Source organism: Streptomyces sp. NPDC012466 (assembly GCF_042955215.1).
GTDB lineage: Bacteria > Actinomycetota > Actinomycetes > Streptomycetales > Streptomycetaceae > Streptomyces.
Genome location: NZ_JBIBEQ010000001.1, coordinates 901585 through 918482 on the forward strand (window position 1 = coordinate 901585; position 16898 = coordinate 918482).

The window sequence follows — 16898 nt, forward strand, 5'->3', positions numbered from 1 at the left end:
CAACCTACCCGGAGGGTCCGACAACGCGGCCGGGCCCCGTGACGGCCTAGACCTCCGCGGAGTCGCCGGGCGTCAGCCGCAGGTGCTCCGAACCGCCGAGCTGCCCGATCTGGCGGTCGTAGATCGGGCGGGCCAGGTCGGTGAGGAGGGCGTCGTGGACGTCGTAGGCGCGCTGCGGCCTCACCTCGCGCACGTAGTCGATGACCTCGGAGATCTTGCTCCAGGGGGCCATCACGGGGAGCATCAGCGTCTCGACCGGGCGGCCGGGGACGGTGAGGGCGTCGCCGGGGTGGAAGACCCTGCCGCCGTCGACGAGGTAGCCGACGTTGGTGACGCGCGGGATGTCCGGGTGGATCACCGCGTGGAGTTCGCCGTGGACCTGGACGTCGAAGCCCGCGGCGTCGAAGGTGTCGCCGTGGCCGACGGTGTGGACGCGGCCGGGGAAGGCGGAGGAGATCTTCTCCGCGACGGCCTTCAGGGTCCAGATCTCGGCGGCCGGGTTGTTCTCCATCGCGGCCCGCAGCCGGAACTCGTCGAAGTGGTCGGGGTGCTCGTGGGTGACCAGGATCGCGTCAGCGCCGAGCGCGGCGTCCTCCTCGCTGAAGGCGCCGGGGTCGAGGACGAGGGTCCGGCCGTCCTTCTCGAGGCGGACACAGGCGTGCGACATCTTCGTGAGCTTCATGACTCCATCCTGCCTCCGCGCCCCGGCGCGGGGCTCACTCCTGGGGCGTGGTCTCCTCGCGGATGACCTGCTGGGCCACCTTGAAAGCGCTGTTCGCGGCCGGTACGCCGCAGTAGACGGCCGCCTGGAGCAGCACTTCCTTGATCTCGCCGGGGGTGAGGCCGTTGCGCAGGGCGGCTCTGGTGTGGAAGGCCAGCTCGTCCAGGTGCCCGCCGGCGACCAGGGCGGTGAGGGTGACACAGCTGCGGGTACGGCGGTCCAGTCCGGGGCGGTCCCAGATCTCGCCCCAGGCATAGCGGGTGATGAACTCCTGGAAGTCCCCGGAGAACTCGTCGGCCTGGGCCAGCGCCCGGTCGACGTGCGCGTCCCCCAGCACCTCACGGCGGACCTTGATCCCGGCGTCGTACGGATCGGGCCGGCCCTGGGCCTGCTGCGGTACGGCGACCGGGGCGATCTCGGCGACGGGCCCGGTCTGCGGGGGCTGCGGCGGAGCGGGAGACAGGACCGGTCTGAGGGCGGCCGGGGGCAGGGCGGTCGGGCCGGTGGAGGTCTCGAAGGCGGGCTGCCAGGCCGTGGAGAAGTGGCGCACCAGCAGGTCGGTGACCGCGGTGGGCTGCTCCACCGGGACGAGGTGGGAGGCGCCGGGGACGACGGCGAGGCGTGCGTCCGGGATGCCGGCGACCAGCGTGCGGGCCTCGGCGGGGCCGGTGACCTGGTCGTCCGACCCGACCAGGACCAGCGTCGGTACGCCGACCCGCCCGAGCTCGGGACGGACGTCGAACGAGGCGAGCGCCTCGCAGGAGGCGATGTAGCAGCCGGGGTCGGTGGTGCGCACCATCTGCACGGCCCACTCGGTGATCGCGGGCTGCGCGGCGGCGAACCCGCCGGTGAACCAGCGCTCGGGCGCGGTACGGGCGATCGGGTCGAGGCCGTTCGTACGGACGATCACGCCTCGCTGCCGGAACTCGTCGGCCGTACCGAAGCGGGGGGAGGCCGCGATCAGCGCGAGCGAGGCGAGCCGCTCCGGGTGGCGCAGGGCCAGCTCGATGCCGACGGCGCCGCCCAGGGCGCAGCCCGCGTAGCCGAAGCGCTGCACGCCGAGCCCTTCGAGGGTGGCCAGCAGCCGCGTGGTGAGATCGCCGACCGACCCCGCCGGGTACGCGGGGGCGCCGCCGTGGCCCGGCAGATCGAACCGGAAGACGCGCCACTGCTTGGTCAGCTCGGGGACCTGGCGGTCCCACATGTGCCATGTGGTACCCAGTGAGGGACCCAGGATCAGGACGGGAGCGTCTTCTGGCCCGTCAAAGCGGTATTGCAGGGTGTTCGGTGGTGTCTCGCTCACCCGTCTGAGCCTCTCATCTGTCACGAGATGTCACATCGCCGGGGTGGACCTAGCGGGCCTTGCCCCGCTCCGGTCCTGCCCACGAGAACCCAGGTATACATTCTCCGGCATGTACTCGTGGCCGTGTCGGCAGTGGGCCCTCCGGGCGCGTGCCCTCCTTCAGCCGCTACGAGCAACGCTTTCCTCTTTGATCACGGCCTCCAGGCGGTTCAGGAAGCAGCATCGAGTGTGGTGGCACGAACGAGGCTCGGCGCGATCCACCTGGAAACCTTCCGAAACCCCGCCCAACAGCAACTTGAACGCCACACGGTGAACGCTTGGTAGAAGGCTTGGCCGTAGCCGGATGCTCTCAGTTACAGCCACCGGTCCAAAACCAGCAAGCGGACTCCGAAGCCCCCTCGCCCCAATCCTGCAGGCCATACGGCGCGCAAGTTGCTCGGCTCATAGTCCGCGTGGCTCACTCTTGCCCCTCTGCCGTACCCCCGTGCAGGCCATCCCAAGTGGTGGCGGCTCCGCGAAGATCTTCTACATCCGGCTTGACGTACCACCGCTTGGTCGTCTTTACGTTCGTATGTCCGGCCCATCGCGCGAGGATGTGGTCCGGGACGCCGTTGTTGGCCAGGAAGGTGAAGCACGACGAGCGTGCGTCGTAGAGCCTGACGCGACGGAGCCCGAGAAGCTCCATAAGCCGGTACGCGCGTCGGCGAAGTTGCTTGATCGTGAAGGCGTCGCCCGTCTCATGCGCCAGCACGTAGCCCGACACCGTGTACGCCTCCCCCAAAGCGAGCCTCTCCTCGGCTTGGAGAGCCCGGAATGCCTTGAGGGCTCCCAGCACCAGCGCCGGCAGCGGCAGGTCCCGCTCACCCGCAAGAGACTTGGTGTCTTTCTCCACCACGTACCGGTTGCCCATCATCGTGCGCGTGTTGGCAATGACGATCGTGGCGTTCTCCAAGTCAACGTCTTCCCACCGGAGGCCGCAGACTTCAGCTGGGCGAAGCCCCATCAGCGAAAGAAGAAGCGCAGCATAGAGACGCTCGCCCCTAATTCCATGGATGAATTTCTGAACCTCCTGGACGTTCCAGGGCGGCACCTCCTCTTTAGTCTTCCGTTCTTCCTTGCGCGCTCTCCGGGGAATGGTCACGTGCGCAGCGACATTGACGTACACCAACCGCCGGGTAACGGCTCTCCCCAGCGCTTCCTTCAGCCGAGCGAGGCTCATATCCACACTCGTGACACTGAGTGGCGTCCCGGCCCTTTTACCACGCACGCGGCCATGCGCCAGCGCCCAGTCTCTCCACTCTTCCACGTGCTCTTCAGTAAGGTCCTGGAGACGGATATTGCCGAGCCTCCCCCGAACTCGGTCCAGGGTAATCCCGTAGTTGTAGATGGTGGTTTCTTCGAGATCCTCCGCTTTCATGGCCAGCCATCGGTCGAGCCACTCATTCACGGTGATCTTGTTGGGCGGCACAAGCGACCCATCATGCCGCCGGTTAGTTATGTTTGCGTACTCAGCCCTAGCTTCCTTCAACGAGTCGAAGGTGCGCCTCAACTGCTTACGCTTACCAGTTTCGGGGTCGATTCCTGCGTCGACAACAAACCGGTATCGAACCTTCCCCTTCGAGTTCGGTGGAAGTTTCTTGATGGGATCGGACAGAGTACTCACTCTCCTTGAGGGTGTGGAAACTGCACGCGGGCGGAGGGGCCACTGCGCTTCAGCGAAGGGTGCCGCGGGTATCACCGCTGCGGTAGCCGATGCTCCTCCTCTCCCTCCCCGGTGGGTTTGGGGAGCGCTGCCTTCTTCTGTGTCCGCTACGGCTCCACTGTCAAGTACAGCCAAATGCGGACCTGCTCAATGGTCGCGAAGATCGCCGGTTTGGCTAACCGGCAATCTTGGTCTATGTTGCGCTCGCGCTCCGAAAAGAGGCTCGCCCCGACTGCCAGCCTCGACGCCAATCGATCCGCCCCCGTATGTGGATCCGGCATGAACGGTCCACCGTGTATCGCGCAAAGAGTAAGCGGACAGGGGCGGCCGGCCGGACTGATCGGAGGACGCGCATCGGCGGAAATACTCCTCATCGGATCTCCAGGCGGGTCGCTTACCGACCTCGCACTTCCGAGGTGTTGTACGTTGACATACACCCGGAGAGGGTTCCAGTCCTTCGAGCCCCTTTCTCGTCTGCCATGGGCGAAATTCCGAGTCAGCCTGAGTACACAGAAAGAATTCGCCCTATCGGCCGACCTCGTCCGGGCCGCCGCTCGCTCTCCGCTAGGCACCCGCCGACGCGCTGTCGCCCCCGGAAGTCAGGGGCTCGCCGGCCTGCCTTGCGGTCAGTACGAAGCCCAACGGACGACACAACACCCCGGTGAGGTCACGCATCTATGCGGTCCACGCGTTCAGGTCGCCAAGCGTTTGAATGGCCTGCTGCCTGTCTCAGTGGTCCAGGTCGCTGGTTGAGTCCCGCCCACCTTCACCGGTAGCTACCGACTTCGGTGCGCGCTGGACGGCTGGGTAGGGTCGCGGTACCCGAGCTGGAGAGGTAGTTGCATGGCCAACGAGATTGTGATCGCGCAGACGACCAGCGACAACGAGGATCAGGCGAAGGCGCTGGCCTGGGGCGCTGTCGAGAGCAAGCTGGCAGCGGGCGTCCACATCGATGCGCCGATCACCGCCTTCTACTGGTGGAAGGGGAAGGTTGAGACGGCGCAGGAGTGGCGGATCTCGTACATGACTACGACGGACCGCCTCCCGGCACTGGAGGCGTGGATGCACGAGAAGCACCCGTACGACGTCCCCCAGTGGATCACATTGCCCGTGACCGGCGGTTCGGAGGCGTACCTGTCCTGGGTAGTCGCGGAGACGGCATAGGTCTGCGGAGCGACGGACCGGCCGTACGACTGTTCGCGTCCTGGGCTTGTCCGCGTGCCGCGCAGGGACTCAGGATGCGAACTGCCGCAGATGGCGGCTGAGTTCCTGCTCGCTGTCCGGGAGCGACGCTGCGATAGTCGATGCGCGCTCCTTGCCCATCGTGTTGGGTTTGGCCTGTGCCGCTGCGGCGAACTGGCGTGACACGTAGACCCCTTGGTCGACGTCACCTCCACGCAGCAGGGCCGACGCGAGATCACCGAGGACCACGACGCCTCCGTCCGGTAGTTCGTCTCCGAGTCGGTCGACTGCGGTGTCTGCTGTAGCGGTGAGTTCGGGACGCCCCAACTGCCCGTATACAGAGAGGGCCAGCGAATCCATGCGGTACGGGGTCACGAACCGGACCCACGCCTGCTCGTTGGTGTGATCCGCGAAGTCGTAAGCGAAGCGCGCTCGCTCCAACGCCCGGAGCGCCCCCATCTCGTCGCCGGCCGCAGCAGCCTCCTCCGCGTGCCTGCCGAGGACCCAGGCGGCAGCAGTAGCGTTGCCGTGGCCTCGCACATCGCTGGCCGCCTGGGAAAGGAACTCCAACTTCGCCTTCGGCGTCGAGGCGCCGTAGCTGCTGTAGGTCAGGGCCAGGGCTCGGAGCGGAGGGTGCCCGGCGGTCGTCGCGCACTGCGACGTGACATTGTAGTAGGCGTCGGCTTTGTCGTGCTCACCCAGGTCCCAGGCGACCCAACCCGCCAGGGCGGCGGTTTCTCCAGCGGCGATAGTGAGAGCCCGCTCGTGCTCGCCAGCACGAGGCAGAGCCGCGGTGATCGCGTCAAGATGCGACTCGACCGTCCTTTGTAGCCGCCGGGCGCTGAGATTGAGTTCCTGGACGTGTAGTTCAGCGGCCCGGTCGATGAGCGCGACGGCGGAGGGCGAATCGATCTTGGACCCCTTACTGAGGGCGAAGGCGAGGCGCCCCCAGGGCTCGGCAGCCGCGCTCACGCCGACAGCGGCGCCACCCAGCAGCGTGCGACGCTTCACGGCGTCCTGGTCCTCCTCTGCACTGGCATGCCCCTTTCCCTTCCGAGCGCGGGCAGCCTTGGCCTCCCGCTGAAGCTCCTCGAAGGGCACACCGCAGGCCGCCGCGATGTGGGCGATTGTGTGATTGGTAGGGACGTTCTCGAAGTTCTCATAGCGGCTGATCTCTCGGCGGGTCATGGTGTCCCGGCCGGAGACAGCGTTGATCGCGTCTGCCTGCTCCTCCTGCGTCCTGCCCGCCTCCTGCCGGAGCCGGAGGAGCAGGTCGGCGAACGGATCTGGCATGAGTGTGACCTCTGTTGGTGGGCGGAATCCAATCATGGCCTCAATTCCCCCTCCGACTTTCCCCCTTGACAGATATTTCCCCCTCTGGATTCCCCTGGTCGACGGCGTCGCCACGCGGTGCGATAGCCCCCATGACCAGGCTCCAAGAGGAGACCCCGCCCGGCGGGGGCATCCGTAGCTTTGCCGACGTGGCAGGCGTGTCATGCGCGAGGTCGGTTCACGAAGACCGGCACAGCACATCGGCGAGGGCAGGCATACCGGCGGCACCCCATGGCTGTCAGGCGGCCTTTCTCCCTGATCTCGCGAAAGTTGGGCAGATGCGGCAGACAGCCGGGGCGTTCCTGCGGCGGTGCCGTGTTTCGGACCCGGTGGCGGGGGTCGTCGTACTGGCCGTCTCGGAGCTGGCCACCAACGCCGTGATTCACGGTGAGGGAGAAGTCGTGCTCCGGATCACGGTGGCCGTCGACGTGGTGCGTGTCTCGGTCACCGATCACAATCCGGCCCCAGCTGTACTCAAGGAAGCCGGACCCGACGGTGAATCCGGTCGCGGGATCCGGCTTGTCGATGCGATCTCAGACGCGTGGGAGAGCAGCGGCAAGGAGACGTGGTGTGAGTTCCGGTACGCGAGGGCTGAGGGTTGAGCCAGACTTCCAAATGGTTCCCGGCCATGCGGTTGACGAGTCGGGCAGCTCAGTCACTTCCCCTACAGGGGACGCTCGGAGGGCCGTTCGCTTGCCTTCGCCCAGTAGTTCGGTTCAAGCATCTCGCCAGGCCATGCGGGCTGACGGATCGGGCCCTGAGGCCCCATCTGTTCGAAGTACGGTGCCAGGTCGATCACGGGCGTCCCGTCGACGGCGTCGAGATCGGTGACCAGGAGGTCCCTGCCTTCGACCTTGAGCAACCGCGGGTAACTGACCGCCAGTTGGTTGGGGCGCCGGTGGTTGCGGTGGACGAACGTACCGGTCGCCGGCCAGTTCTGGTTTCCCCTTGGACTGCGTGCGTGGAGCTGGACGTCTTCGGGTCGGGCCAGATGGAAGCGCCAAGTCACGGTCAGGTGGGAGAACTCCTCGATTCCTTGCAGCGTTTCGAGGGGATACGAGTCGTCGAGCCGGATGATCGATTCGACCCCGCCTTGGTAGTCGTCCTGTACGCGGGTGTGGCCACCGACGACCGTTGCGATCGACTTGACCTCGTAGGTCGGCATCAGCGCTCGTTCCTCTCCCTGGGCGTAGCGTGCGCGGCGGCCTCCGGTCAGCGCCGCGAAACCGTTCTGTGGTCAGCCTATGGCGCGCAACATGCCTCGCGCGCGACGGTCCAGTTCGGCGACGTGGCGACCACCGCGCTGCCGGACGGGCGAGATGTCGCTCTGCATGCGGACGATGACGTCGCGGGCTCGCCCGGACTGGATACCGGCCATGGCGTCGAGTGCTTCGTTCCAGGTTGCGCATGCCTCGTCGAGGCGTCCCTGCTGGACTTGGACGGCGCCGAGGTAGCCGAGCGTCACGCTGTGGGTACGGGCGAACTGCTGGCGTCGGCGCGTGGCCACGCTGCGCTTGAAGTGGATCTCCGCGTCCCGGGGCTGGCCCATGTCGCGCAGAGCGCAGGCCGTCTCGTGGGCGAGGGAGGCTTCCTGGAAGAAGCCGACGCGGGCCGGTGCCTCGGTGACGTCGGCGCGGGCGAGGTCCCGCTCCGCGCGGCTAATGGCCGCGAGGGTGCCGGCCCGGTCGCCGTCGGACGCAAGGGCGCGTGCATGGACGATCGCCAGCAGCGCCTTTTCACGATGGCTGGCCTGGCCGTAGCGGTCGCGGGACATCGAGGCGTCGGCCAGGGCCAGTGCCCGGCGTGGATGCCCGAGGTCCACGGCCTGGTGGGCGAGGGCGCGCAGGACGTGACCACCGAGCGGTCCGTCTCCCGCTTCCGCCGCGATGCGGGCGGCAATGGTGAGGTAGCGCTGGGCAGTGCGGTGTTCGCTGGCGTCGAAGGCCATCCAACCGGCGAGGTAGGTCATCTCCGCCACGGCGGAGTACGTGTCGCGGCGGAGCTGATCTGTGCGGAATCGGCCGCCGAGCAGCGGTACCGCACCGTCGAGCAGGTGGCTGGCGAGGGCCTTGCGGCCGGATGCGCCGCCTCGCTGCTGGTCGCGCGCGGAGTAGTAGACCGTGAGGTCGCGGACGTCGTCGATGTCTGTCTGGGTCACCGGGCGCGGGGATGCCGGTCGGCGCTTCGCCGCTGCGGCGGGGGCGGCTGCCCACCACGAGGCTGTGGGCAGGGCGAGGCCGACCGCGGAGTAGGCGGCGGTGGACAGCAGCTTGCGTCGGTGCATGTCGAGATCGTCGCTTCCCAGCTCGGCCAGTGCGGTCAGAGGGTCGACGCTCCAGTCGGATCCGGTGTCGGTCGTGCCTGTTGGCTCTTCTTCCAGCCCGAGGTCGGCCAGGGTGAGGTGGCGGCCGAGTCTGCGGGACAGCGTCTCGCGCAGGATATGCGGCGCTCTGCCACTCGGCTTCGTGCCGAGCACCCACATGGAGATGTGCGAGCGGGAGATCGCCTCCAGCTCACGCACTCCGCTCTCCGCGGCCACTCGAGCAACGGCAGCGGCTGCTTGTGGCTGGGACCAGCCTGCTTCGCGCAGGAGTGCGGCGAGGGCGACGTTTCGTTCACGGGCCATGGACTGCCCCTCGGGTCCGAAATGATCTTTGGCGCCTTTGGCGGCCTTCCGGTCCGCACAGGCATACCCCTCAGACGGGATTCACGGTTCGCTCAACGTAGCTGCCAGATCACTCACTTCGCACGCCAGTCGTCGATGCCAACCGGCGATTTCGGCTCACTTTGGCTTGATCCGAACAGGAGTTGTGTCATGCGCCTTTCGCTGGTCCCTCGCGGAGGAGACATCCAGAGCGTGGGCGGGAGCGGAGAGCGAGGGTCCGTCACCGTGAAGCGGGCGCCGCAGCGTGATCACGTGGTGGCCGCGTCGGAGACGGTGACGCTCGTGCTTGGCGAGGATTCACCGCTGCCCGAGACCGCTGCTGATGTGGAGGACCTCGTTCGCCGTCTGCGCGGTCACGTTGCCCAGTTGGGCGCACGAACCGCTTCGGGCACCCCCGTCCTGCTGCGCGCGCAGCGGCTCTGCTCGGACAGCGTCCCCGAGGGCTACATGCCCAGCCGGGTGTACCTGGTCGAGCTCGCCGAAGCGACGCAGGAACTCGTCACGCATGTGGAGCGCGGTGATCCCGGGTCGCTGCGCCCGGAGCGCAGGCGGCGTTCGTGGAAGCCCCGGATCAACATGCTGCGCGGGGCGGTTTTCGCAGTCGCCCTCGCCTGTTTGGTCTGGGCCGCTTCGGTGCCACGGACGTGACAGCAACCGGGGTCGTCGTCATCGGGCTGACTCTCGGGCCGATGGCCTGGCTGGTCCTCCGCGGCGAGCGCGCAGCCGTTCCTGTCGCGGCCGACGAGGACTCCCCGCCGACCCTGAACGACCCGACCTCACCCCGGTGACCACAGGTGCCCCTCCTTCTCAGCGTTCCCGGCCGCCGTAGCGGCCCCTGATCCCCCCGGCCTGCGGGGTCAATGGAGATTCCCAAACGATGAAAAGTCTTCCGCGTATCGAGCAGTACGGTCTGATCGGCGACATGCAGACCAGTGCCCACGTCCGCGACGACGGTTCGATCGACTGGCTGTGCCTGCCCCGCTTCGACTCGCCGGCCATTTTCGCCAGCCTGCTCGGCACGCAGAAACACGGCACCTGGCAGATCGCTCCGGCCTCGCCGCCTCCTAGCCGGTCCGGCTCCGAAGCGGAAGCCAAACGCCGGTACTGCGGTGACTCACTCGTCCTCGAATCGGTGTGGCGCACCCCGACCGGCTCGGTCCGCGTCCTGGATTTCATGCCGCCACGCGACGGGGCACCCCAAGTGATCCGGATCGTCGAGGGCCTCACCGGCGAAGTGCCGATGATCTCGGCCATGCGTCCGCGGCCGGGATACGGCAGCGTCAGCCCGTGGATCCACGAGGTCGGGGGCCGCATGGTCGCGGAGGCCGGCGCGGACGCTCTGTGGCTCGACGCCTGCGTCCAGCAGGTGGAGAAGGACGGCGCCATCGTCAGTGCCTTCGCCGTCGCCGCCGGGCAGAGCGTCGCTTTCGTGCTCAGTTGGTGCCCATCCCATGCAGCCGCGCCTGACGTTCCCGACCCGGATGTCGCGCTCACTGAGACACTTGCCTTCTGGCAGGAGTGGGCGCAGGAATGCACCTACGACGGCCCCTTCCGCGAGCCTGTGGTTCGTTCCTTGATCGCGCTGAAGGCGATGACCTATGGGCCGAGCGGCGGGATCGTCGCGGCGCCGACCACATCGCTGCCTGAGGAGATCGGCGGCGGACGGAACTGGGACTACCGCTTCACCTGGCTGCGCGACGCCTCCACGACCCTGGCCGCGCTGCTGGGGACCGGGTACCGGCAGGAGGCGCAAGCATGGCGGCGATGGCTGTTGCGTGCGGTGGCCGGTGATCCGGAGAACTTGCAGATCATGTACGGGATCACCGGGGAGCGCGATCTGCGGGAGCGGGAGCTGGCCTGGCTTCCCGGGTACGAGGGCTCAACCCCAGTACGGGTCGGAAACGGGGCGGCGGACCAGCTCCAGCTCGACGTGTACGGCGAGGTGATCGAGACCCTGTACCTCGCGCACCAGAGCGGTGTCGCCCACTGCGCCGACACTGCGGTCCTGCACCAGCGCCTCGTCGAGCACCTGGCGCAGCGCTGGCAGGAGCCCGACGAGGGAATCTGGGAGATCCGAGGGGCACGCCGGCACTTCGTCCACTCCAAGGTGATGGCCTGGGTCGCGGTCGACCGCACCATCCGCCTGGCCGAAGTCGGTGCCCTCGACGTGGACCTGACCCCCTTGGTCGAGCTGCGGGCCACGATCCACGACGAGGTCTGCACCAGGGGCTTCGACCCGGCGCGCAACACCTTCACCCAGTCCTACGGCTCCCAGGAACTGGACGCCGCCACGCTGCTCATCCCCCGCGTCGGCTTCCTGCCGCCGAACGACCCTCGCGTCATCGGCACCGTGGATGCGGTACGTCGTGAACTCTCCACACCGGACGGGCTCGTGTACCGGTACCCGACCCGCGGCAAGCGCACCGGAGTGGACGGCATGGCCGGCGATGAGGGCACCTTCCTCCTTTGCAACTTCTGGCTCGTCGATGCGCTCGCCCTGACCGGCCGCCTCGGCGAGGCCCACGCCCTGTTCGAACAACTTCTCGCGCTGCGCAGCGACCTCGGGCTCCTGGCCGAGGAGTACGACCCCGTCCAACAGCGCCAGGTCGGTAATTTCCCGCAGGCGTTCAGCCACATGGGCCTGATCCAAAGTGCCCGGCTCCTTCATCAGCTGGCGACGCAGTCTTCCTGCCACCGAGGCACGGTCGAGGTTCCGGCGCCTCGCTCGACCTCACGCAACACGCTCCAGACCTGCACAAGCCTGACGCCGCAGCACGCCTAGCAACCCCACCCCCTGACGAGGATTCCCATGCCTGACAGCGCCTTCCCGGCACGGCCGGCCGCTCCCGGCCACCGCAGACCTCCACGGATCGACACGATCACGCTGCACCGTGTCCGCCGCGCCGTGGCCTTGCCCGTGGTGCTTCTCGCCGCGCTGTTGGGTGCCGCCTTCGCCCTCTGGTCGATGTCTGCGGTAGGTCCCGGCTGGCTCCTGACCGGCCTTGTCTGTGGGCTGGCCGGGGTCGCGCTGGTGGCGGCTCGCGGAGTGCGCACGGCCGCAGGGGTCGTGCAGGAGGCCCAGGCAGCGGCGCTGACAGCGGTCGCTGAGGCAGGGGCGGCCGTCGAGAAGTCGGTGCAGTGGTCGGCGGACGAGCTGTGCCGAGGGGGACGCCCGGCGCTGCCGGACATGCAGACGCCAGCGTCGGCCAGTCCGACCGTCGAGATCAACAAGGCGTTGAGTTCCCTCCAGGCGCAGGCCATCGCGTCGCTGATACGTGTGCACGACGAGTCCCAGTCCGTCGTTCTCCTGGAAGTGCTGCGCCGTCTGGCGATGCGCGAGCACGCCCTGGTCGGCAAGGCGCTCCAGGCACTGAGCCAGTTGGAGATGCTGACCGACGACCCGGAGCTGCTTTCGAAGATCTTCGAGATCGATCACCTCGTGACGCGGATGCGTCGCCAGGTCGAGAGCACGGCGGTGCTGGGCGGGCAGTCCCTGCGCAGCGTGCGTCGGCCCGTCCCCGTCGCGACGGCGCTGCGCGGCGCAGTCTCCGAAGTTGTGCAGTATCCGCGTGTGGCCGTCGCGGCTGGTTCCGTGGGCGCTGAGCTGGGCCTTCCGGGACATGTGGGTCCGGACCTGACCCACCTTCTGGCCGAGCTGATCGAGAACGCCTGCGAGTGCTCCGATCCGGCAACGAAGGTGACCGTGCGAGCGCAGCGGGTTTCTAGCGGGCTGGCGATCGAGGTCGAGGACCGGGCCATCCCTATGCATCCGCAGACACGCGCGCAGATGAACCACCTGCTCAAGGCCCCTGACGAGGTGGACGTCAGCGGTCAGGTACGAGCGGGACAGCTCGGCTTGCTGGTCGCCGCGAAGATCGCCCAGTCGCACGGGCTGTCCGTTCTCCTCCAGGAGAACGTGACGGGAGGCACCACCGCCCTGGTCGTCATTCCGGCACGGCTCCTCGTCGCGATTCCCTCGCTCGAGGACTCGGGCGTGCTCCCCAGGAGACCCCACCCCTCCGCGCCGCCGCCCCGGCAGAGTGCCACGGCTCCAGCCATCCCGGCGGGCCAGGTACCACGCCCGGGCACCGCAGGGGCGCCGAGAGCCGGAGAGGCAGGTCACTCGGCTGATGCGCCCGCCCTTCCCACGCGTACGCGTCAGGCTGGCTCGTTCCGTCCACCACGCGAGCGGGAGCAAGCCCCCGTGACCGCGGCGACGCCAGGGCTCGCAGCCGCCTTCCGTAACGGCATCCAGGCCGGCGGGACAGCTGGTTCTCCGCCCGCTTCGGCAGAGCAACCCAGGCCCTGATTCTCGCCCTTCCCTCCACGTTCCCGGCGGCCTGTTACATCCGCTGGCCCTTCCCCCTTCTGGAGCGACCCCTATGAGCACCCACCCCGCGATGGACAACGTGACCAGCGACGCGCCCGCATCCGAGACGACAGCAAGCGGTCAACGGGACAACATGGCCTGGCTGCTGCGTCACTTCACCTCCGAGACTCCGGGCGTCACGCACGCCGTCCTGCTGTCGCGCGACGGACTGCGGCTGCTGGACAGCGACGTCGACAAGGACTGGGCGGACGAACTGTCGGCCGCGCTCAGCGGAGTGGCCTCCCTCGCGACGAACATCACCGGCCCCAGCCACAAGAAGAGGCCGGCCAGGCAAGTCATCATCGAGCGAGACGACTGCCTGTTCTTTGTCCAGAGCGCCGGGTGCAGCGCAGCGTTCGAGGGCCATCCAGGCAACGAACGCGGTGAGGTGGACACGATCCTCGCCGTCATCGCCACCACGGACGCCGACGCGGGCACCGTCGGGTTCGAGATGGGGCGCCTCGTCCAGAAGTTCGCTCCTTACATGCAGATCCCCGTCCGCGTCGGCACGGGTGCTGAGGTCCGGTGACCGCACACGGCCGCTCGGCCGAGGAGTCGACGTTCGTGCGGACCTACACGCTGACGCGCGGGCGCACCAAGCCGCGGCACCTGCTGGGCCTGGAAACCGTGCTGGACGCCGGGCCGGGGCGACCCGGCCCGGGCCAGGCCGAGGAATGCGAAGACATCCTCACCCTGTGCCGAGAGCGCCGGCGTTCGGTGACCGAGCTGGCGGGCCGACTCGGCCGCCCCGTCACCGCCGTCAAGATCCTCGTCTCGGACCTCTTGGACGCCGACGCCCTGGTCGTCTCCGTCACCGATGCCTATGCCGCCTCCGACGCAGACGCGGATGAGCGTCCCACCACCCACCTATTGGCGGCCCTCTCTGTGGGCCTGAAGAGGAAGTGGCCCGATGCCATCGCCTACCCCCAGGCCGGATGACTCGACCGTGGCGCTGCGGAGTCCGTCGCGCCTGCAGGCCGGTGCACCGACTGTGCTGAAGATCGTGATTGCCGGGGGCTTCGGCGCGGGCAAGACCACCGCCGTTGGTGCCGTCAGCGAGATCACGCCGCTGAGCACGGAGGAGTACCTGACCGAGGCGAGCGCGGACGTGGACAGCCTGGAAGGCGTCGAGGCCAAGCAGACCACCACGGTCGCCTTCGACTTCGGCCGCCTCAGCCTGCCGGACGCGCCTGTGCCCCTGGAACTGTTCCTGTTCGGCACGCCCGGCCAGGACCGGTTCGTCGACCTCTGGTACGAACTCTCCCGCGGAGCGGTCGGCGCGGTCGTCCTGGTCGACACCCGCCGCCTGGAAAGCAGCTTCACCCCCGTCAGCTTCTTCGAAGACATCGGCCTGCCCTTCGTCGTCGCCATCAACCAGTTCGACGGAGCACACCGCTACCACCCCGAACAGGTCCGCACCGCCCTCGAACTCCCCACCTCTGCGCCGGTGGTCACCTGCGATGCCCGCGACCCGAACCACGTCGCCGGCGTTTTGCTGACCCTCGTCGGCCACGCCGTGAAGAACGCATCGGCAGGCCCCGCTCGCCCAGCAGTCACTACCACCCTCCAGGACACCTGATGTCATATCAGCCCAACGACCCCTACCTCGTACCGCAGACCGCCCCAGCAACCCGGTCACTGCCGCGACGCAACATGCGAGACATCGCCCTTGGGCCGTCCGTCTCGGCCGACGTTGCCGTCACCGGCCCGCAGGACCAGCAGATGACCGAACTGGCGCGGCGGTATGAGCTGCTCGAGCGCCTGGGCGTGCCCACCGCTGCCAGCCAGGACTTCGACGAGCTGGCACGCGACATGGCCACGCAGGCCGGATTCCTGTACGGGTTCGTCAATCTCTTCCTGGAGGAGCAGACCTTCGTCGGGCTGCACCAGCCGCCCGCGGACAGCGGGTACGTCATCGTCGGCCGCACCATGAGCCGCGACCACGGCTGGTGCCCGGAGGTCATGGCCCGCAAAAAGGCCCTTCCGCTGCACGACGTGCACGCCAGCCCGCGCTTCAGCGGCAACCACGTGGTCGACGCTGTCGGGATCCGCTCCTACTTCGGCGCACCGCTCATCCACGGCAACGGCACCGTGCTGGGCACGGTGTGCGTCATCGACCCCGAGAAGCGGACCCTGAGCGAGGCCCGACGGCTGAGAGACATCGTGATCAACGCCGGCGCCCAGGTGATGGACCACATCGCCCACGCGCCCGTCCGCTAGGCCGTTCCACCACCCCCACCCGGGAGCCGCAGGCGATCCCCGGCAGCTCCACTGTGCGACCTTCACCCAGGGAGAGGGAGACGACCATGCCCGCCACACCCACCACGCCACCACCGGCGCTGCGTCCCTACCTCACCGCCCGCCACGAGCTGCTGTGGGACGAGGCGGACGCCTTCGCGGAAGAGCACATCGCGCCGCGCGCCGCACGTATGGAGGCCGCTCCGGGCAGGGTGGAGCGCAAGGTCGCCGACCTGATGGCCGCACGGGGCTGGTTCGCTGTCACCGTCCCGGTCGCCTTCGGCGGTCTTGGCGCCGGCCACGTGGCCAAGACGGTCTTGGTCCACCGCGTCGCCTGCCTGTCGGCGGCTGCCGCGGCCATCCTGCAGGCCACCCTCATCCCCGTCGGCGGGTTGTTGCACTTCGCCACTTATGAGCAGAAGGGCCGCTGGCTGCCGCGGGTGGCGGACGGTTCACTTCTTTTGTCGATCGCCGTGACCGAACCGCGGGCCGGCGGACACATCGGCGGCATCGAAACCACCGCCGAACGCGCCGGCAATCAATGGGTGATCACCGGCAGTAAGGTCCACATCGGCAACAGCCATCTCGCGGGAGCCCACCTCGTCGTCGCCCGAACCGCCGAGGCGGGCGTACGTACTTCCCAGGCGCTGACCGCGTTCATGGTCGAATCCGACCGACCCGGGCTATCGATCTCCGACCACCGTCCCGGCCTCGGCCTGCACGGTTTCTCCGCCGGCCGCCTCGACCTCGACCACGTCCGCGTCCCCGAGGACAACGTGGTCGGAGAGATCGGCCAGGGGCTGAGCGTGGCCCAGAGCAGCAGCATCCTGTACGGCCGTCCCAACCTGGCCGCGGTCAGCCTCGGGATCCACGAGGCGGTCGTGGCCACCACGACTGCCCGCCTCAAGGCGCGCGCCCGCTACCGGGGCGCCCTGTCCGATCTGCCGGTCCTGCGGGACCGCATCGGTGACATGGAGGCTCGCCTGCGCGCCGGACGAATCCTGGCCTACCAGTCCGTGCACCTCCTCGACCAGGGCCTGCCCTGCGACGCCGACCTGATCAACGCCAAGTATCTCGGCCACCAGTGGGCCGTGCAGTCGGCCCAGGACGCCATGGAACTGCACGGCGCCCACGCCCTCGACCGCGACTACGTCCTCCAGCGCCTGTGGCGCGACATCCAGCACACCTATCCACCGGCCGGAACCGGCGAAGTCCAGCGCATACGCCTCGCCGACGCCGCCTTCGACGAGGAGCACATCCAGTGGTCCGAACGCCTCGCCGCCGAAGCGGCCTGGGCACGACCTGACCCCACCGCCGCATGAGCCCCCGTGCGCGGCATCCCGTGAATCCAGACCGCCGCGCACGGGCCCATGTCGCCGGCCCCCG

The 16898-nt window shown here is 68.3% G+C and carries 17 protein-coding genes; 11 read left to right on the top strand and 6 right to left on the bottom strand.

Going from position 1 to position 16898, the window contains the following annotated elements:
• Positions 1-46: 46 nt before the first annotated feature.
• The 3 genes from ACFY9E_RS04050 to ACFY9E_RS04060 all read right to left on the bottom strand — a co-directional run bounded on the left by ACFY9E_RS04050 (position 47) and on the right by ACFY9E_RS04060 (position 3687).
• Positions 47-682: an MBL fold metallo-hydrolase gene (locus tag ACFY9E_RS04050; RefSeq protein WP_390979111.1), complete on the bottom strand. Its 636-nt coding sequence runs from the start codon at positions 680-682 to the stop codon at positions 47-49.
• Between the two features lie 34 nt (positions 683-716).
• Positions 717-2024 (bottom strand): 4-carboxymuconolactone decarboxylase, encoded by a 1308-nt coding sequence (pcaC, locus tag ACFY9E_RS04055; protein WP_390979113.1) that lies wholly within the window; start codon positions 2022-2024, stop codon positions 717-719.
• Between the two features lie 457 nt (positions 2025-2481).
• Complete coding sequence (locus ACFY9E_RS04060; RefSeq protein WP_390979115.1) at positions 2482-3687, bottom strand: tyrosine-type recombinase/integrase; 1206 nt, start codon at positions 3685-3687, stop codon at positions 2482-2484.
• Between the two features lie 882 nt (positions 3688-4569).
• Here ACFY9E_RS04060 and cutA point away from each other — a divergent pair.
• Entirely contained in the window at positions 4570-4890 is a 321-nt protein-coding gene (gene cutA, locus ACFY9E_RS04065; protein WP_283971155.1) for a divalent-cation tolerance protein CutA, read from the top strand.
• Positions 4891-4959: 69 nt separating this feature from the next.
• On the opposite strand, the gene ACFY9E_RS04070 is transcribed toward cutA, so the two are convergent.
• Positions 4960-6201: a helix-turn-helix domain-containing protein gene (locus ACFY9E_RS04070; RefSeq protein ID WP_390979117.1), complete on the bottom strand. Its 1242-nt coding sequence runs from the start codon at positions 6199-6201 to the stop codon at positions 4960-4962.
• Positions 6202-6455: 254 nt separating this feature from the next.
• On the opposite strand from ACFY9E_RS04070, the gene ACFY9E_RS04075 reads away from it, so the two are divergent.
• Positions 6456-6842, top strand: coding sequence for an ATP-binding protein (locus ACFY9E_RS04075; RefSeq protein ID WP_390980297.1), 387 nt, complete (start codon positions 6456-6458; stop codon positions 6840-6842).
• A gap of 62 nt (positions 6843-6904) precedes the next feature.
• Here ACFY9E_RS04075 and ACFY9E_RS04080 read toward each other — a convergent pair whose 3' ends face one another.
• Together ACFY9E_RS04080 and ACFY9E_RS04085 are read right to left on the bottom strand one after the other, a co-directional pair.
• Positions 6905-7405, bottom strand: coding sequence for a TrmO family methyltransferase (locus tag ACFY9E_RS04080; RefSeq protein WP_390979119.1), 501 nt, complete (start codon positions 7403-7405; stop codon positions 6905-6907).
• A gap of 72 nt (positions 7406-7477) precedes the next feature.
• Positions 7478-8866, bottom strand: coding sequence for a Tat pathway signal protein (locus ACFY9E_RS04085; protein ID WP_390979121.1), 1389 nt, complete (start codon positions 8864-8866; stop codon positions 7478-7480).
• A 291-nt stretch (positions 8867-9157) separates the two neighbouring features.
• Between ACFY9E_RS04085 and ACFY9E_RS04090 the strand changes: the two genes are divergently transcribed.
• From ACFY9E_RS04090 to ACFY9E_RS04130, 9 genes are all read left to right on the top strand, one after another.
• Positions 9158-9553 (top strand): DUF6415 family natural product biosynthesis protein, encoded by a 396-nt coding sequence (locus ACFY9E_RS04090; RefSeq protein WP_390979122.1) that lies wholly within the window; start codon positions 9158-9160, stop codon positions 9551-9553.
• Positions 9550-9693, top strand: coding sequence for a hypothetical protein (locus tag ACFY9E_RS04095; RefSeq protein WP_390979124.1), 144 nt, complete (start codon positions 9550-9552; stop codon positions 9691-9693). The genes ACFY9E_RS04090 and ACFY9E_RS04095 overlap by 4 nt, the downstream gene beginning before the upstream one ends.
• A gap of 89 nt (positions 9694-9782) precedes the next feature.
• Complete coding sequence (locus ACFY9E_RS04100) at positions 9783-11687, top strand: glycoside hydrolase family 15 protein (protein WP_390979126.1); 1905 nt, start codon at positions 9783-9785, stop codon at positions 11685-11687.
• A 27-nt stretch (positions 11688-11714) separates the two neighbouring features.
• A complete protein-coding gene (locus ACFY9E_RS04105) occupies positions 11715-13214 on the top strand; it encodes an ATP-binding protein (protein WP_390979128.1) in 1500 nt (499 codons plus the stop codon).
• A 73-nt stretch (positions 13215-13287) separates the two neighbouring features.
• The gene (locus ACFY9E_RS04110; protein ID WP_175435687.1) at positions 13288-13803 is read left to right on the top strand and encodes a roadblock/LC7 domain-containing protein; all 516 of its coding nucleotides are present in this window, start codon (positions 13288-13290) and stop codon (positions 13801-13803) included.
• On the top strand, positions 13800-14213 hold the full coding sequence (locus ACFY9E_RS04115; RefSeq protein ID WP_142157617.1) for a DUF742 domain-containing protein: 414 nt from the start codon (positions 13800-13802) through the stop codon (positions 14211-14213). Before ACFY9E_RS04110 ends, ACFY9E_RS04115 begins: the two co-directional genes overlap by 4 nt.
• A 52-nt stretch (positions 14214-14265) precedes the next feature.
• A complete protein-coding gene (locus ACFY9E_RS04120; protein ID WP_390979131.1) occupies positions 14266-14853 on the top strand; it encodes an ATP/GTP-binding protein in 588 nt (195 codons plus the stop codon).
• Entirely contained in the window at positions 14853-15494 is a 642-nt protein-coding gene (locus tag ACFY9E_RS04125) for a GAF domain-containing protein (RefSeq protein ID WP_390979133.1), read from the top strand. The genes ACFY9E_RS04120 and ACFY9E_RS04125 overlap by 1 nt, the downstream gene beginning before the upstream one ends.
• An 86-nt stretch (positions 15495-15580) precedes the next feature.
• Entirely contained in the window at positions 15581-16834 is a 1254-nt protein-coding gene (locus ACFY9E_RS04130; RefSeq protein WP_390979135.1) for an acyl-CoA dehydrogenase family protein, read from the top strand.
• Positions 16835-16898 lie beyond the last annotated feature (64 nt).

What these genes read in the sequence shown, in the direction of transcription:
- ACFY9E_RS04100 (WP_390979126.1), top strand. Translation starts at nt 9,783, where the DNA reads ATGAAAAGTCTTCCGCGTATCGAGCAGTACGGTCTGATCGGCGACATG.
- ACFY9E_RS04085 (WP_390979121.1), bottom strand. Translation starts at nt 8,866, where the DNA reads ATGGCCCGTGAACGAAACGTCGCCCTCGCCGCACTCCTGCGCGAAGCA.
- cutA (WP_283971155.1), top strand. Translation starts at nt 4,570, where the DNA reads ATGGCCAACGAGATTGTGATCGCGCAGACGACCAGCGACAACGAGGAT.
- ACFY9E_RS04130 (WP_390979135.1), top strand. Translation starts at nt 15,581, where the DNA reads ATGCCCGCCACACCCACCACGCCACCACCGGCGCTGCGTCCCTACCTC.
- ACFY9E_RS04080 (WP_390979119.1), bottom strand. Translation starts at nt 7,405, where the DNA reads ATGCCGACCTACGAGGTCAAGTCGATCGCAACGGTCGTCGGTGGCCAC.
- ACFY9E_RS04050 (WP_390979111.1), bottom strand. Translation starts at nt 682, where the DNA reads ATGAAGCTCACGAAGATGTCGCACGCCTGTGTCCGCCTCGAGAAGGAC.
- ACFY9E_RS04105 (WP_390979128.1), top strand. Translation starts at nt 11,715, where the DNA reads ATGCCTGACAGCGCCTTCCCGGCACGGCCGGCCGCTCCCGGCCACCGC.
- ACFY9E_RS04070 (WP_390979117.1), bottom strand. Translation starts at nt 6,201, where the DNA reads ATGCCAGATCCGTTCGCCGACCTGCTCCTCCGGCTCCGGCAGGAGGCG.
- ACFY9E_RS04125 (WP_390979133.1), top strand. Translation starts at nt 14,853, where the DNA reads ATGTCATATCAGCCCAACGACCCCTACCTCGTACCGCAGACCGCCCCA.
- ACFY9E_RS04110 (WP_175435687.1), top strand. Translation starts at nt 13,288, where the DNA reads ATGAGCACCCACCCCGCGATGGACAACGTGACCAGCGACGCGCCCGCA.